The following is a 15488-nucleotide window of genomic DNA, read 5'->3' as shown; positions in this document are numbered from 1 at the left end:
TCTTCGCTATCGATCGGCAAGAGGCGCGGCGATTTAGTCCAGATATGGAAACGAGAAGTCTCCTTCAAGCCGACCAAGAAGGACTTCAGAATCACTCCCGGTGCCCTTCCGAAGGATTACGTCCCCGGAAACAGCGTGGGAGTTCGCTCACCCGCGCGTGACGCAGCGACTCGCAATCGAATCAGCTCGACTGTGGTCTCGGCTTCCCTCATCGCTTGAAGGATGGCCGCATGGTTGCGCCAGTGTTCGTCCCACAGTTGATCGCCGACGACAGACGCAAAGTCAATAAGAGTAGATGTCTCCCAAGCTTCATAGTTTGCGAGGAGATTCGCCCTCTCCTCTAGGCCAGCGATACCACGGGTCTCGGGTGACAGTCGTGCCGAGCTGAACATCCATGTTCGCCATGGCTTATTGTCCTTGCTCTGATTGCATTTGCCGCAGGCTGGCACAAGATTATGAATCTCCGAGATGTAACCCGTTGGTTGCTTGCCTACGACGAGGGGACGCAGATGGTCCCGGCACGTTCTTGAGCGTCTCGTCAAGCTTCACGGAGGTGATTGCTGCGGCCCGCCCTTTTGCGTTCACTCGCGCGCGACGTGTCTCTGAATTCGCCCATGGCGAGGGAATCAACGAGATCTGAAGCGATCGAGGCGTCGCTGATTAGCGTGGTGCCGACTCCCTCGCTGCCGACAGTCTCGTCAACCTAGGTGTCATCATTCGAGATTGTCTGTCGTGGTGCGGCGAAGGCGCAGCGTGACGAGCTGGAACGGGCGGAGCGAGAGCGAGATGGTCCGGTCTGAACGCCCGATCACGGCGCTTGGATCGGTCTCCCGCTCAAGCAGGTCGGTCTCCGTGACGTCCGACCAGCCGAATCCCGGGGCCAGGTTACCGCGCGCACGCGCGCCCAATGACTCGTAGAGCCGCACGATCACGTCGCCAGACCGGTCCTCCGCGAGCTTGACAGCCTCGACGACGATCGCCGGATTGGTCACGACGACCAGGGGCGCCACCGGGCCGGCTCCCTTGACCTCGCGCAAGGGCAGGTTCACTCGATAACCCTCGTCGACGGCATCCGCGATCTCAGCACCGACGCGCAGTGAGACGACGAATTCCTGCTGGCCCTGATCCGAGGCCGGGTCGGGAAAGAGGGGCGCACGCAGGAGGGAGACGCGTACGACGGTGCTCGTGCCGCCATCGGGCAGTGCGGCGCGTCGGATGTCATGCCCATAGCTGGCGTCGTTGGCGACGGCGACACCGTACCCCGGCTCGCCCACGTGCACCCAGCGATGGGCAACGGTCTCGAACCGGGCGGAGTCCCAAGAGGTGTTCGCGTGGGTCGGCCGGTAGACATGTCCGAACTGCATTTCGGATGCCGCGCGATCGGCGTGGACAGCCAGGGGGAAGGCAAGCTTCAGGAGTTTCTGAGACTCGTGCCACTCGATCGCCGTGTGGATATCGAGGGCACCGGTCGCGCCGTTGAGTCGGAGGGTCTGGACCACGGATGAGGAGCCGAAGGATCGCTCGACCCGGACCCCGAACCCGTCGTCAGTGACACCGACGCTGGAAGCCTCGGTCAGGTCCTGACCGACGTTCTTGTAGGTCTCGTCGATGTCCCAGGCGTCCCACTGGATCGGGGTGTCCCGGAACAGCTGCAGCAGGTTGGCGGCCTCTCCGACTGGGATGACTTCACGGTCGGCAACGAGGTCGCGCATCGACACGATCAGTCCCCGATCGTCGATGATGACACGCACCCGGTCATTGGCGAGGACTAAACCAGCGCCGCTTTCGGTGACCTTGGCTGCTCCCCTCCTCACCGCGACTGCTGCGGCGAGGCCCGGGACACCGTCGCGTGAGTTCGGCCCGGCGTTGAAGGTGAGCGGATGGCTGCCGCTGCCGGCCAGGACCTCGAGAGATCGCGTGATCTGCTCACCCAAGGTCACGGCGACTGCCGCGTAGTTGCGTTCGGCCTCCTGATGCACCCAAGCGATCGACGTGCCGGGGAGGATGTCGTGGAACTGCTGAAGGAGCACCGTCTGCCATACGCTTTCGAGGGCGTCATACGGGTACTCCAGACCTCGAAGGACTGTCGCGGCGGTGGCCCAGAGCTCTGCCTCTCGAAGCAGGTGTTCGCTGCGGCGATTGCCGCGCTTCGTCTTGGCCTGGGAGGTGTAGGTACCGCGATGGAATTCGAGGTACATCTCCCCCGACCAGACCGGAGCCTCCACGTATTCGCTGTGCGCGGCCTGGAAGAACTGCTCCGGCGTCGTCATCGTGACGCGAGGAGACCCCTCGAGGTCACGCGTGCGCGCCGCAGCGGCGAGCATCTCACGGGTGGGGCCTCCACCGCCATCCCCCCATCCAAACGGAAGGAGAGAGGTCGTGCCGAACCCCTTTTCGGCATACTGCTGCTCTGCCCTGGCGAGTTCTTTGCCGGAGATTCCCGCGCTGTAGGTGTCGACCGGGGGGAAATGAGTGAAGATCCGCGTGCCGTCGATCCCCTCCCACCAGAAGGTGTGATGCGGCATCCGATTGGTCTCGTTCCACGACATCTTCTGCGTGAGAAGCCAACGAGATCCAGCCGCGGCCACGATCTGCGGCAGCGATGCGGTGTAACCGAACGAATCCGGAAGCCACACCTCGAGCGGCTCGACTCCGAGCTCCTCCATGAAGAATTTCTTGCCGGCGACGAATTGCCGGGCGAGGGCTTCCCCGCCGGGCATATTCGTGTCGGACTCGACCCACATCCCACCGACCGGAATGAATCGGCCCGCCGCCACCTGCTTCTTCACCCGCTCGAACAGTTCTGGATAGTAAGCCTGCAGCCACGCGTACTGCTGCGCCGAGGAGGCAGCGAACGTGAACTCCGGGTCCTCCTCCATTAGCGCCAGAACGTTCGAGAAGGTTCGCGCGACCTTGCGCACGGTCTCGCGCACCGGCCAGAGCCAGGCGGAGTCGATGTGGGCGTGACCAACGGCGGCAAGGCTGTGGGCACTCGCATAGGCCGGGCTAGCAAGAACGTTGACGAGTGTCGCACGGGCGACCGCCGCCGTGCCCGCAACGTTGTCCGGGTCGAGAGCGTCGGCCATCCTGCCGAGCGCCTGCAGGATGTCGGCCCGCCGCGGAAGACTCTGCGGAAGCTCGTTCATCAGGCCGACGAGGGTCCAGGTGTCCTGCAGGAGCTCCCATACGGCGACATCGAGTTGCCCGAGTTCGAGCCGACGCAGAACGTAACTGGTCGAGTCCCCCGCTGTGGCCTTGTCGCCGAGCTCGGTAACGCCGAAGGTGAAGATACCGGCGATATTTGGATTCGCGGCCGCCTCGAGGTAAATGTCGACGGGATCCCCCGCGTCTCCCGCGGGGATGTAGCTGTTGAGCGGTTCGATCGCCTTGATGATCACACCGTCACCCGTATAGGCGGTGCCCTCGGCCTGGAAACCTGGGAGCGTGGCGGAGAACCCGAGGTCGACGACGACCTCGGCCCGGGTGCCATCCTCTGCCCATTCGGCCGGCACCCCTCCTGTGAGGTGGAACCAGACAGTGCCCCAGGGTTTGCCCCACGCGCCACCGACGGTGAAGTGCTCGTAGCTTTGCCCAACGGCCACGTCGAACGGCACCGGCTCGTCGTCGACGGTCCACGAAGCGATTGCGAGCGGTGCGGTGCGACGATAGACGGCCGGCTTGATCCGCTCCCGGATGACGCGCTCGATTCGCGCTTCGAGGAGGACTCGATTGTCATGCATGATGGCTCCTTAGCCCGCGATGGTGCTCGCCGCGGCGAGGCGTGATGGTGAGTTAACCCTTGACGGCGCCCGCGAGGGCGAATGAGCCGCCGATGCCGCGGGACACGAGAACATACAGAACGATGGCGGGCACCGCGTAGACGAGTGAGAACGCTGCGAGCTGTCCGTAGGCGATTGCGCCGTACTGGCCGAAGAAACTGTAGATGCTGATCGCGGCGGGTTGCTTGCTTGGCGAGAGGAGCAGGATGAACGGCACGAAGAAGTTGCCCCACGCCTGAAAGAAGACGAAGATCCCGACCACGGCGATGCCCGGTCTCATCAAGGGAACCACGATCAGGCGCAGGGCTCCCATCGCTGAAGCGCCGTCGATCCAGGCTGCTTCCTCGAGGGTGATCGGCACCGAATCCATGAAGTTCTTGGTCATGAAGATCGCGATGGGCAGAGACGAAGCGGCCATAAAGAGGATCGTGCCCGGGATCGAGTCCAGCAGATTGAACTGAACGAAAAGGCTGTAGACCGGCACCATGATTGCCGTAATGGGTAGCCCGGTCGCGAACAGCACCCCGTACATAAACGGCTTGTTGAATCTCGCCTGATATCGAGACAGCGGATATGCCGCGAGCAATGCGGCGACGATCGTAATTCCTGCCGTACCGACGGAGATGACAAGGCTATTCCACAGCGGAAGGAACGTGAGTTCGGGCGTGAGGACCGCCGTGAAGTTGTCCAGCGAGAACTCTTCGGGAAACTTGGTCTGGTAGGTGGCTTTGTTGTCGACCGACGCGAAGATGAGCCAGCACAGGGGAAGAAGAAAACAGGCGCCGATCACGACGAGAACAGCATTGGCGAGGAACCCGATCACGCTCTTCTTGGGGGACGCCACCGAGACGGGCCGATCAGACTTCGGGGCCTGCGGTGGTGCGGCAATGACTGACATCGGCTAATCCTTCTGTGGACGAAGTGCCCGAATGTAGACGACGGAGAAGATCGCGCCGATGATGAGCATGACGGTGGCGATGGCTGTGCCGTAGCCGATGTTGCTGAATCGGAAAGCCTCTTTGTAAGCGAGGATCGGCAACGTTGTGCTGTCGTTGCCGGGCCCTCCCGCTGTCATCACGTAGATGAGGGTGAAGACCGACAGTGTGAGCAAGCTGATAAGCATCGTGTTCGTCACGATGGTGTTCTTGATCATGGGAATGGTCACGAGGAAAAGGCGCTTGGGGCCGCCGGCTCCGTCGATCATTGCCGCCTCGGTGATCTCCGGCGGCACGTCGTTGAGCGCGGCCTGGTAAACCATCATCGAGAACGCCGTGCCACGCCACAAATTCGCCAGGATGATCGCGAACATGGGGAAGCTATACAGCCAGTTGGGGCCGGTCATACCGAGGTTCGCCAGAATCTGGTTGAGAGTGCCATCGACGCTGAAGTAGGCGTAACAGACGAAAGCGGCGACGATCTCGGGCAGGATCCACGCGGCGACGATGATCGTGCCGACGGAAGCGGCGACCTTCTTATTTGCCTTCTGCATGAGAAGGGCGAGACCAAGTCCAAGGATGTTCTGCGAGATCACAGCGGAGCCGAACGTGAAGATCGCGGTCAGCCAGAGCGAAAGGGGAAAAACGGGATCGTTGACGAGCTTGACGTAGTTCTCGAAGCCGATCCACTGGGGGTTGCTCGCGTTTACCCCGGTGAGCGACGCGTTCGTGAACGACCCATAGATCGACCAGATGATCGGCCCGGCGAGAAACGTGATCATGATGAGAATCGCGGGCACGAGCGGGATCATCCGCACAGCCTTGACGATTCCGCGCACCCGGCGGCGGCGGGAACCCGAATTCGGTTCCGGCCGCCGCACGTGCGTGTCCTGCGGTGCGAGCACTTCTGCAGTCACTGTGTTCCTGTTCCCGTTTTATCTGAAGGCGCGCACCTGGGTATCTCGGTACTGCTACTTCTGGATGACGCCCTCGGCACCGACGATCGCTTCGATTGCCTTGTCGTAGGCTGCGGCGGCTTCCTCGGGAGTTGCCTTGTCGGTGATGACTGCCTCGTTGGCCTTCTGGACCTCAGCCGAGATCTGGTTGTAGTCGGCCGTCGCCGGACGGAAGTTCGTCACCGCAACGATGTCGGTGACGGTCTGGACGAAGGGGTTGGCGGCAATGTAGCTCGCGTCAGCGGCGACATCCTTGCGAACGGCAATCTGCGAGTTCTCGTTGTCATAAGCGAGCGCGTTGTCCTTGCTCAGCGCCATCGCCATGAAGTCGAAGGCCAGCTGTGGGTCGGCCGTTTTGGCTCCGACTGCGAGGGTCCAGCCGCCTGACATGCTGACGCCGCCCGGCTTCTGGCCGCTCTGGGTCGGGAACACCGTTGCGCCCATGTCGTCGACGTACTCGGGCCACTCGTATGAGCCACCGGTCTGCCAGAACGACGGCGTGTAGGAGCCCTCGATCGTTGCACCAAGAGTCGCGTTCGGGAACATCTCCCCGAAGATGCTCTTCCAGATGTTGGGATCGAGCGCCTGCGCCGGAGTCAGAGCGAGTTCCTCGGAGTAGAGCTCGTCGACGAAGGCCAACGAGTCAACGAACCCCTGCGAGCCAGTGACCCACTTCGATGTCTTGGAGTCGTAGAGCGAATCTCCCCCAAGTTCGGTGCCGTAGAGGAGTTGGTAGAAACCCTGCATGTTCGAGCCCTCGCCGGTTCCTGTCCCAGCGTAGAAGTTGAACGGCACGACATCAGGGCTGCTCGCCTTGATCTTGCGCGCGGCCTCCATGACGTCGTCCCAGCTCTTCGGCTCCCAAGGGAGAGCGATTCCGGCCGCCTCGAAGACAGGCTTGCTGTACCAGACCGCGCGGGTATCGGTGCCGAGGGAGACGGCGTAGATGCTTCCGTCATCGCCCTTGCCGGCTTCCTTGGCGGCATCGGTGAACTGATCCCAGTCCTCCCACTCGGAGACGTACTCATCGAGGTTGAGGAGGTACCCGGCATCCGCGTCCGCGCGCAGCGCGTTGGTGTCCTCGTAGAAGATGTCCGGTGCGGTCTCTGCCGAGCGCTGTGAGAGGGCGAGCTTGGTCTTGTAGTCGTCATCCGTTGCAGCGATGGGCTGCAACTCGACGGTCACGCCCTCGTTCGCGGCCTCGAAGTCCGCCTTGGCGGTTGTGAAAAGCGTGTCGAGAGCGGTGAAAGCGTCGGTCTTGATGTATGCGACCTTGAGAACTTTGTCTTCACCCTCGGATGGCGTCGATCCGGCCGTGCATCCGGTGAGTGCTACCAGTCCGCCGATCGCGAATGCCGATAAGGCGATTGCTGCTCTTTTCTTCATGGTGCTCCCCTTTGCTCCAAGTACAGATGGTCATGCGGAATGTGGTGCCGACGCACTGGAGAGAAGAGGATGCCTCGCTGCCGTGCCTCGATGTAATAGTACATCGATTAGATAAACCAGCGTCCAGGTTTGTCCGGGCGTGTCTTGCCGAGTTCCGCACTCGCTCAGGACAGAAGGAGCGCTCGGGGATTCGGAGCGAGTGCGCGATCGAGTACCAGACAGGCTGCCCCGATCGCCCCGACGTCCTCCCCCACCGTTGATCCCGCCACCGAGATTCGATGGATGCTTCGCGTGGCGCGGAGCTCTTCGAGCAGCTCGGGGATTCTGCGGAGGTAATGTCCTGAAAGGCGCGCCCAGAATGGGCCGCCGAATACCACGCGATCGACGTCGAGTAGGTTGGCGATAACAGCCACCGCTTTCGACATCCGAACGGCTGATCGCTCCACGATCTCGATCGCGGTGGCGTTGCCCGCCTCCGCAGCCGCACACAGCTCCGTGAACCTCGAATCGACAGTTCGCGTGTCGTTGGCGACCCAGGTAGCGTCAAGGACACCCAATCGCTCTGCTTCCTGAACGAGCGCCTGGGGCGTACAGGTCACAGCGATGCACCCGCGCAACCCGCAGAAGCACTGCGGGCCTGCTGGATCGGTGACGATGTGCCCGATCTCTCCCGCGTTTCCGGAGCTTCCCCGGACCACTTCGTCGTGCATCACGAGACCGACCCCGATGCCAGTGCCAAGGTAGAAGAAGGCAAAACTGCCCAATCCGGATTCCCCGCCCGCCCACATCTCGGCGATCGCTGACGCGGTGACGTCCTTGTCGAGGATCGAGGGAAGCCCGACGCCCGACTGGAGCGCGTCCCGCAGCGGAACCCGATGCCAACCGGCCAGGTGCGGCGGGTCGACCACCGTACCCAGCAGATTGTCGATCGGCCCGGGGGCCGCAATGCCCACTCCGCCGATCCGTTCCCGCGGCACTCCTGAGTCGTCGATTAGCTGCTCGAGCGTCGCGACGATCTCTTCGATGATTAGGGTCGGGTCCATCACCGCCGGGGTCGGAAAACTCGACCGTCTCACGACGCTGCCGGTGAGATCGAGCATGACGAAGGTCACGACCGTCGGATCGACGTGAACTCCGAGCGCGTAGCGCCCGCCGGGATTGAGCCGCAACATCGTGCGGGGTTTCCCAGGCCCGGTGCCCGTCTTGCCGGCTTCCTCTATGAACCCGCTATCAAGCAGGCGCCTGGTGATGTTCGAAATGGTCTGGGGCGAAAGCCCGGTAGCCGTCACGAGCTCGACGCGACTCAGGCCCGTGGCGGATCGACGGATGGCGTCGAGAATAACCGACTGATTGAAGTCGGCCATCGCTGGGAGGTTAGTGCCGCGACGCGCCGTGACGTCCATATGGTCGCTCATGTCACGACGCTAACGCGTCGACACAGCTTTTTCGACGATGAAAGCCTTCACGGCGTTGTCGTGCATCGCGTGATCTTGGTCGGTTGGCATGAACTCGATGTTAGCGGTCAGCCACAGGGGAGCCATATCAACGCCGCAAAGGCCGCCAAGTACAGACACCTGAGTGGCCTTCCTGGCAGCGAATCCTGCCAGGAGAGCACGCACTCCCTAGGAGTCGATACTCACGACAACCCGCAAAGGCATGGCGAAATGCTCAATTCCTATGAGGGGTTACTCACTGAACGTTTGTTCTGTATGGTTCGGAAGAAGCAACGTGCTTGGAACCAAAGCCTCAACGAAACTCGTCACATCGACCCGGAGCCACAGAGTAGTGGCCGGCGAACAGTCGCCGAAGGATTGTGCACAGTGGGATATGTCCAACCAAAAGCACTGGCGCCGACTAGAGCGCGCTCGATTCTTGACTGTGCTTCGCTCGAACCCGGCGATCGATTCGATGCTTGGACCGATGCAGTCAGCAGAAGCTTCGTACCTCTCCGAGCTGACTTGAAAGATCCAGTCCACGGCCGGGGCTTCGATGGGCGTATTGTTTCGCAATCACTCGGTCGCTCGGAGATCTCCACTGTTGCGGGCTCTGGCATGGCAGTGCACCGCTCGCCTCGAGCTATCGCACGCAATGATCCAGGTTTCATCAAGCTCGGCCTCCAGGTGCGCGGTTACAGCGTCATCTCGCAGGACGATCGCGACGCGGCGCTGGCGCCCGGCGATTTCGCAATCTATGACACGAGTCGGCCATATGTTCTCGACTTCGCAGAATCGTTTGAGATGTTCGTGGTCATGTTTCCGGCAGAACTCATCCGCTTCGATCGCAGCCTACTGTCGACCCTCACAGCATCCCGCTTTTCGGGCCGGAGCGGTCTCGGAGCAATCACGTCGAGTTTGCTGCGCGAGATGAGCCGGCAGCTCGACGCGGAGCCGCTGGTGGGAGACTTCTCTCTCGGCGACGCTGTTCTCGACCTCGTAACTGCGAGCCTTGCTGAGCGACTCGGCCCAGACGGTGTTACCGATGAGGACAGCCGCCGACGGTCCCTGCTCGTCCGCATCGAGACCTACATCGCAGCGAACCTCAGCGATAGCGACCTCAGCGTTGCTGAGATCGCAGCCGCACACCATGTCTCCGTGCGCTATCTCCAGAAGCTCTTCGAAGAACAGCACGAAACGGTGAGTGGATGGATCCGCCACCGCCGACTCGAACAGTGTCGCAAAGATTTATCGAATCCTGCTTTCGCCGACCGCACGGTCGGGGCGATCGGATCAGCCTGGGGATTCCCTGGCGCTGCCAGCTTCTCGCGTGCATTTCGCCAGGAGTTCGGCCTGACGCCGAGCGATTTCCGTACACGGCGGAACTCGGCTGACGACCTATGGTCGTAGCCGAGTCCCAGCTCCGTACTACAGCACGATGGTGATGACCTTCTCCTCTGTGTTGGCGAGAATTCCTGCGTAGCCGAGTTCACGGCCGACACCGGATGTCTTCATCCCCCCCCCCCACGGCAGAGCGGGATCAATGGCTGCCCACCCGTTGACCCAAACTGCGCCGGCCCGAATTTCGCCCGCGACGCGGTGCGCGGTCGAGACGTTCGACGTCCAGATGGACGCAGCGAGTCCGTATGGCGTTGCGTTGGCAATCTCGATCGCCTCCGCCTCGGTGTCGAAGGGGATCACGACGCCGACTGGGCCGAAGATTTCTTCTTGGGCGATCTTCATGCTGTTGTCGACGCCGGCGAAGATCGTCGGTCGAACAAAGAATCCCTCTGACTGTCCGGAGTCTCCCCCGGCGACGAGGCGGGCCCCCTCAGCTTTGCCCTCCTCGATGTAGCCGAGCACCGAGTCCTGCTGCTTCTTGTTGATGAGCGACCCGATCGACGTCGCCGGATCGAACGGGTCACCGAGTACCTGAGCGGATGCCGCGCCGGCCAGCCCTTCCACGACCCGATCGTAGATCGACCGATGCACCAGGATCCTCGTGCCGGCAGCGCAGACCTCACCTTGGTTGAAGAACAGCCCCATGGCTGAGCCGCCGATGGCCGCCTCGACGTTCGCATCGGCGAAAATGATCTGCGGCGACTTGCCCCCGAGCTCGAGCACGACGCGCTTGAAGGTCTGCGCCGCGGTGGCACCGATTCTGCGTCCGACCTCAGGGCTGCCCGTAAAACTGATCTTGTCGACATCCGGGTGCTCGACCAGGGCCTGACCGGCCGTGGCACCGAGCCCCGGCACGACGTTGACCACACCGTCGGGCACGCCGGCCTCGGTGATCAGGGTCGCGAGGTGCAGGATCGACAGAGGGGCATCTTCGGCGGGCTTCACGACCAGCGTGTTGCCGGCGGCGAGGGCCGGCGCGATCTTCCAGGCGGCGATCATCAGCGGAGTGTTCCAGGGAACGATGGCACCGATGACGCCGATTGGCTCGCGCACGGTGTACGACAACGTCGGCTGCCCCATTGCCCCGGCGGTCGGGATGGTTTGGCCCTGGATCTTGTCTGCCCACCCGGCGAAGTGTCGGAAGGTCGCTGCCGCATTCGGGATGTCGAGCATTCCGGGCTGGGCAACGGGCTTGCCGATATCGAGGGCCTCGAGACGGGCGAGGTATTCACCGTCGCGCTCGATGAGGTCCGCGATCTTGTTCAAGAGCTTGCCGCGCTGAACGCCCGGCGTCTTCTTCCACACTCCGTTGAGGGCTGCGCGAGCAGCCTTGACCGCATCGTCGATATCCGCGCCCGTGCCGCTCGCGATTTCGGCAAGCGGCTGGCCGGTGGCCGGGTTGAGGTCCGTGAAGGTTTCGCTTCCCGGGCGCCACGTCCCTCCAATGAGCATCCCGGTGGTGAAGACCGGCTCATTCGTGCTGTCGTGCGGGGTCGCGGTGGGGGTCTCAATTGTCATGTTGTTCTTCTCCTGTGCTCGTGGCTCAGCGTGAGGTTGTGGCGAGGGCGGGTTCAGACTTGGTGCTCGCACCCAGCAGGATCTCGGCGAGTTTTTCGCCGATCATGATCGATGCGGCGTTGGTGTTCGCGCTCGGAATACTCGGCATGACTGAGGCATCCGCGACGCGAAGCCGGTCGATACCGAAAACCTTCAGGGTGGGGTCGACGACCGCGAGGTCGTCGGTTCCCATCCGGCAGGTACCGACCTGGTGGTGGTACGTGCCTGCCATGCGACGGCAGTATTCACGGAGCTCATTGCGCGTGGTGACGTCTGGTCCCGGCTTGAACTCCAGTTTGCGGAACGGTGCGAACGCATCCTGCTGACCGATTTCACGGCACAGGATGAGCGCGTCGACCATCGCTTCGAGGTCATAGTCCTCGGAGAAGATATTCGGGTCGGAGATCGCCTGTTCGTTCGGGTCGGCCGAGGCAAGCTTCAGGGTTCCGCGCGATGCGGGGCGCACGATGCCCGGCGCGATGGTGTAGCCGTTCTCAGGGGTCGCCCCCCCGTCAGTCGGGTACGGCAAGTGGAGGAACAGAGGCTGCAGATCTGGCGCCGGCCCGTCCCACTGGCTGCTGCGAGCAAAGAGCTGGCTCTCGAGCAGGTTCGCTTTACCGGGGGCCAGCGGTTCCTTGGACTCGTAGATGTTGCTCACGAGAAGATGGTCGTGGAGATTCTCACCGACACCTGGGAGATCCTTCACCAGAGCAATGCCATGCTCCTTGAGCTCTGACGCCGGACCGATGCCTGACAGCATCAGAATCTTCGGGCTGCCAATGGTGCCGGCGCTGATGATCACTTCGGCTTCGGCGTATGCACGCTGGACCACGCCGGCCACGGCGAACTCGACACCGACAGCGCGGCCATGCTCAATGAGGATGCGGTGGACCAGTGCGCCGGTCGTGACCGTCAGCCGATCGCTATCAAGGATCGGCACGACGAAGCTCTGCCATGCGCTCGCGCGCTTTCCATTCTTTGTAGTCGTGTGGTTGAAGCCGACACCATCGAGCTTGTCCTCGTTGAAATCGTCGGTCTGCTGAATGCCAGTGGCCTTGGCCGCTTCGACGAAGGCCTGCCCGGCAGGGTGACGATCAGCGAGGGGAATGCGCTCAACATGCAGCGGTCCGCCGGCGCCGTGGTACTCGGTGGCGCCGTCCTGGTGATCCTCAGACTTCTTGAAGAGCGGGAAGACATCTTTCCAGCCCCAGCCAGTGGCACCTGCGGCCTCCCACGCGTCGTAGTCGCTTTTGTCACCGCGCATATAGATCATGCCGTTGAGAGAGCTGCTGCCACCCAGGACCTTGCCACGTGGCCAATAGAGCACGCGATCCGCGGCGTGCGACTGCGGCGCGGTCATCACAGCCCAGTCGTCTTCGGACATGAGGAGACCTGGCCAGCCCTGGGGACTGTGGATGTTGGGATTGGTGTCCACCTGGCCGGCTTCGATCACGTGCACTGAATGCCCTGCGTCGATGAGACGCCGCGTAATTGCACTTCCCGCGGAGCCCGCACCAACGACGACATAGTCCGATTTGTGGTTTTGCATCTCTGTTCCTCCTTGAACCGATTCGACTGCGACACGACTAACTCATTCGCTCGCACCACCGCCACCAGCTTCTGCTACCGAGCCACCATCGAATGAGCATCACGCGCACACCCCTGTGCACGATCGGCACGATGATCTCTGGCCTCATCCAGCACAGGGCTGTTTCAGCCCATCCATCATGGTGAGTTCGGATCCTTCTCCGGGTAGAGCTGCCTGGATCGGACAGTCACCGATGGCATGGCCGACGGGCGGGGTTCTAGCCATCGTCGAGACGGACGACCGTTTAGTCCTCTTGGGCCGCGTCCTGCCATTTCGCCACAGGCCAGCTACCCGAGCGGCATTCGGTGAATCGGATCGTCTACCGCGTCCGGAAGAGCTTCGAACGACCAAACCGGTTGAGCGACCAGTGCCGGTCATCGAGAAACCTTGGCAAGGTACTCGGCCGCGCGGCCCGCGCCATCGCAACGAAGTCGGTGAGGCAGGCATCGAGCGCCTGCTAAGCGGGGACATGAAACGTGTACGGGATACCCAACTCGTCAAGAAGGTCGAGCACCGGCTCGCTCGCTCCCATCGTGTTCGAGCTAGAACTGGCGAAGAAGTCCCAGTGAGCACCTTTGATATCGCCCTTCTGCACCAGGTAAGCATCTGACCTGATCTGTCTCTCGATCGACGGGCTCAAATTGACACGACCCAATTTTGACTCGTGAGCCACTTCGTTAGCCACGACATCGAACCTCCGAACAACGGCATTGCAGACCTCAATGCAGTCTTTCGTGGAATGTCCGACCTGCGTGTACTTACCGCCATCCTTCACTCCATGCGTGCTGGCCAGGTATGCTTCTGCCTTCTTAGGCGTGGCGAAGAACCGAGCGCGGCCAGCGGCTTTGACGTGACCGGGGCGCTTCATGGCCTCAGCGAGACTCTCGGGGCTGACCCTGCCCCCCTGAAGCCGGAGAAGCGACTTATCGCTGAAGCCGGAGGCCTGGAGGTCCGGCCAGCTCTTCGTGGTCTGCGCGAGGGTCGCCACCTTGACATGGTCCGGAACCCACTTGAGGGCCACGATGGCAGCACCGACAGCGGGGGCAAGCTCGGGGTGACGTAGGACGAATTTCGCAGTCTTGGCGGGGATAGCGACCGCGTCGCCAGCGACCGGTACCAAGCCGACGACGCTAAAACCCGCGCCGACCCAGTCGGCGTGGATGCTCGACCCGACGGCATCGCGTAGGTCGGCAACCCCGCCGACCACCGTGCCGACTCCGGGAATGACGCTGGCGCTTCCGGAGGCAAGGTTGCCGGCAAACCAGGCGAGAGAATCACCCGGCCTGATCTCGCCGTAGACCGCTCCCTGAGCGAAGTCCCGCGCATAGGTCGATGGCTCGACCGGTTCATCAAACCATAATGGGTCGAGTCCCTGGCTCTCCTGGTTGTCGACCTCGTACCCGTCCTCGAAACCGTCGCCGTCGGTGTCAGCGACATCCGGAGCGGTGCCGAAATGCACGACCTCGCGGCCGTCCTCGAGCTCATCGCCGTCGCTGTCGCGATCGAACGCGTCTAGGGAGAGATCGGCCTCAGCGGTGTCAGACAGTCCGTCCTCGTCAGTATCGGGTATCAGCGGGCTCGAGAAAGCCCCGAATTCGATGCCCTTGCCGGGGTCATAGATCGCCGGGCCCGCTTCGTCCCCGTCGGTGAGTCCGTCGTCGTCAGTGTCGGGATCCATCGGATCGGTTCGGTAGACCGCACCCTTCGTGCTCAGCCAGCCGCTCGTCTCATGCTTGTCGTGGAGATCGTCGTCGTCGGAGTCGACCTTGGTGGGGTTGGAAATTCCCGCGTAGATCGTGCTCTCGTCGATGTCTGAGACCACCTGACCGGCCTCGTCTCCGTCAGTGAGTCCGTCGCCGTCCGTATCGGCCGCAAGAGGATCCGTGGTGAACGTGCTGCCACCGAGCGTGCCCCAGCCGAACACCTCGACGCGATTCGTCAACCCGTCGTGGTCGGAGTCCGCCTGGCCGGTGACGTAGCCAAGGCCGATGACAATGAGGACCACCACCAATGCGCCAGCGAGTGCCTCCAGGGACCAGCGGCGGCTCCTTGCAGCTTTGGTGACGGGCTCCCGCGATGCGACGTCCCTCTGGGCCGGCACGTCAGGTTTACTCACGCTTGGATTCCGGTCTGCGTGTGACCGTCGACCGAACCAGTCTCGGCTAGCTCGCCGAAGGAGTGCGCGCGGACAGTCCGGTCGCGATCAGCTCGTCGATCGCTTTCAGGAACCGTGGAGAAGTCCGTCCATTGGTCGCCGAGCACACCACCGATAGCGTCAGAAGCCGCTCTCATCAGTCCCATCAGAACAGCCCCCGGTCTGTATAGCCAGCAGCCAGCAGCGTGCCGCTGTCATTCAGGGTAGTGGCCCGAGGAGAGAAAACCGCACGGGGGTCGCTGCAGCCGCCGAACGGTGCAGCCAAGATCCGGCGATCAGCCCGGTCAAGGCCTCGCGC

10 protein-coding genes are annotated in these 15488 nt (G+C 62.5%); 1 reads left to right on the top strand and 9 read right to left on the bottom strand.

The features are described from left to right. Positions 1 to 713 precede the first annotated feature (713 nt). The 6 genes from E3T42_RS00925 to E3T42_RS16565 all read right to left on the bottom strand — a co-directional run bounded on the left by E3T42_RS00925 (position 714) and on the right by E3T42_RS16565 (position 8630). The gene (locus tag E3T42_RS00925) at positions 714 to 3740 is read right to left on the bottom strand and encodes a glycoside hydrolase family 38 C-terminal domain-containing protein (protein ID WP_134402301.1); all 3027 of its coding nucleotides are present in this window, start codon (positions 3738 to 3740) and stop codon (positions 714 to 716) included. 52 nt (positions 3741 to 3792) lie between these two features. Continuing rightward, the gene (locus E3T42_RS00920) at positions 3793 to 4677 is read right to left on the bottom strand and encodes a carbohydrate ABC transporter permease (protein WP_134366621.1); all 885 of its coding nucleotides are present in this window, start codon (positions 4675 to 4677) and stop codon (positions 3793 to 3795) included. Positions 4678 to 4680: 3 nt separating this feature from the next. Then, positions 4681 to 5526, bottom strand: coding sequence for a carbohydrate ABC transporter permease (locus E3T42_RS00915; RefSeq protein ID WP_134366620.1), 846 nt, complete (start codon positions 5524 to 5526; stop codon positions 4681 to 4683). Positions 5527 to 5685: 159 nt separating this feature from the next. After that, on the bottom strand, positions 5686 to 7056 hold the full coding sequence (locus tag E3T42_RS00910) for an extracellular solute-binding protein (protein ID WP_134366619.1): 1371 nt from the start codon (positions 7054 to 7056) through the stop codon (positions 5686 to 5688). A gap of 164 nt (positions 7057 to 7220) precedes the next feature. Next, a complete protein-coding gene (locus E3T42_RS00905) occupies positions 7221 to 8471 on the bottom strand; it encodes an ROK family transcriptional regulator (protein ID WP_241975743.1) in 1251 nt (416 codons plus the stop codon). A 9-nt stretch (positions 8472 to 8480) separates the two neighbouring features. After that, a complete protein-coding gene (locus E3T42_RS16565) occupies positions 8481 to 8630 on the bottom strand; it encodes a hypothetical protein (protein ID WP_166805290.1) in 150 nt (49 codons plus the stop codon). Positions 8631 to 8720: 90 nt separating this feature from the next. On the opposite strand from E3T42_RS16565, the gene E3T42_RS00900 reads away from it, so the two are divergent. Further along, on the top strand, positions 8721 to 9899 hold the full coding sequence (locus tag E3T42_RS00900; protein ID WP_166806091.1) for a helix-turn-helix domain-containing protein: 1179 nt from the start codon (positions 8721 to 8723) through the stop codon (positions 9897 to 9899). Between the two features lie 18 nt (positions 9900 to 9917). Here E3T42_RS00900 and styD read toward each other — a convergent pair whose 3' ends face one another. The 3 genes from styD to E3T42_RS00885 form a co-directional block, all read right to left on the bottom strand. Then, positions 9918 to 11408: a phenylacetaldehyde dehydrogenase StyD gene (styD, locus tag E3T42_RS00895; RefSeq protein WP_134402299.1), complete on the bottom strand. Its 1491-nt coding sequence runs from the start codon at positions 11406 to 11408 to the stop codon at positions 9918 to 9920. A gap of 25 nt (positions 11409 to 11433) precedes the next feature. Continuing rightward, entirely contained in the window at positions 11434 to 12996 is a 1563-nt protein-coding gene (locus tag E3T42_RS00890) for a GMC family oxidoreductase (RefSeq protein WP_134366616.1), read from the bottom strand. Positions 12997 to 13492: 496 nt separating this feature from the next. Continuing rightward, positions 13493 to 15151 (bottom strand): hypothetical protein, encoded by a 1659-nt coding sequence (locus E3T42_RS00885; RefSeq protein ID WP_134366615.1) that lies wholly within the window; start codon positions 15149 to 15151, stop codon positions 13493 to 13495. Between the last annotated feature and the right edge of the window lie 337 nt (positions 15152 to 15488).

The organism is Cryobacterium sp. TMT4-10, assembly GCF_004403275.1.
Lineage (GTDB): Bacteria > Actinomycetota > Actinomycetes > Actinomycetales > Microbacteriaceae > Cryobacterium > Cryobacterium shii.
This window is presented reverse-complemented; position numbering and strand designations above follow the sequence as displayed.

Excerpts from the sequence above, each read along its gene's own strand:
- E3T42_RS00920 (WP_134366621.1), bottom strand. The coding sequence starts at position 4,677 with ATGTCAGTCATTGCCGCACCACCGCAGGCCCCGAAGTCTGATCGGCCC.
- E3T42_RS00925 (WP_134402301.1), bottom strand. The coding sequence starts at position 3,740 with ATGCATGACAATCGAGTCCTCCTCGAAGCGCGAATCGAGCGCGTCATC.
- E3T42_RS00905 (WP_241975743.1), bottom strand. The coding sequence starts at position 8,471 with ATGAGCGACCATATGGACGTCACGGCGCGTCGCGGCACTAACCTCCCA.
- E3T42_RS00910 (WP_134366619.1), bottom strand. The coding sequence starts at position 7,056 with ATGAAGAAAAGAGCAGCAATCGCCTTATCGGCATTCGCGATCGGCGGA.
- E3T42_RS00915 (WP_134366620.1), bottom strand. The coding sequence starts at position 5,526 with ATGATCCCGCTCGTGCCCGCGATTCTCATCATGATCACGTTTCTCGCC.
- E3T42_RS00890 (WP_134366616.1), bottom strand. The coding sequence starts at position 12,996 with ATGCAAAACCACAAATCGGACTATGTCGTCGTTGGTGCGGGCTCCGCG.
- styD (WP_134402299.1), bottom strand. The coding sequence starts at position 11,408 with ATGACAATTGAGACCCCCACCGCGACCCCGCACGACAGCACGAATGAG.
- E3T42_RS00900 (WP_166806091.1), top strand. The coding sequence starts at position 8,721 with ATGCTCAATTCCTATGAGGGGTTACTCACTGAACGTTTGTTCTGTATG.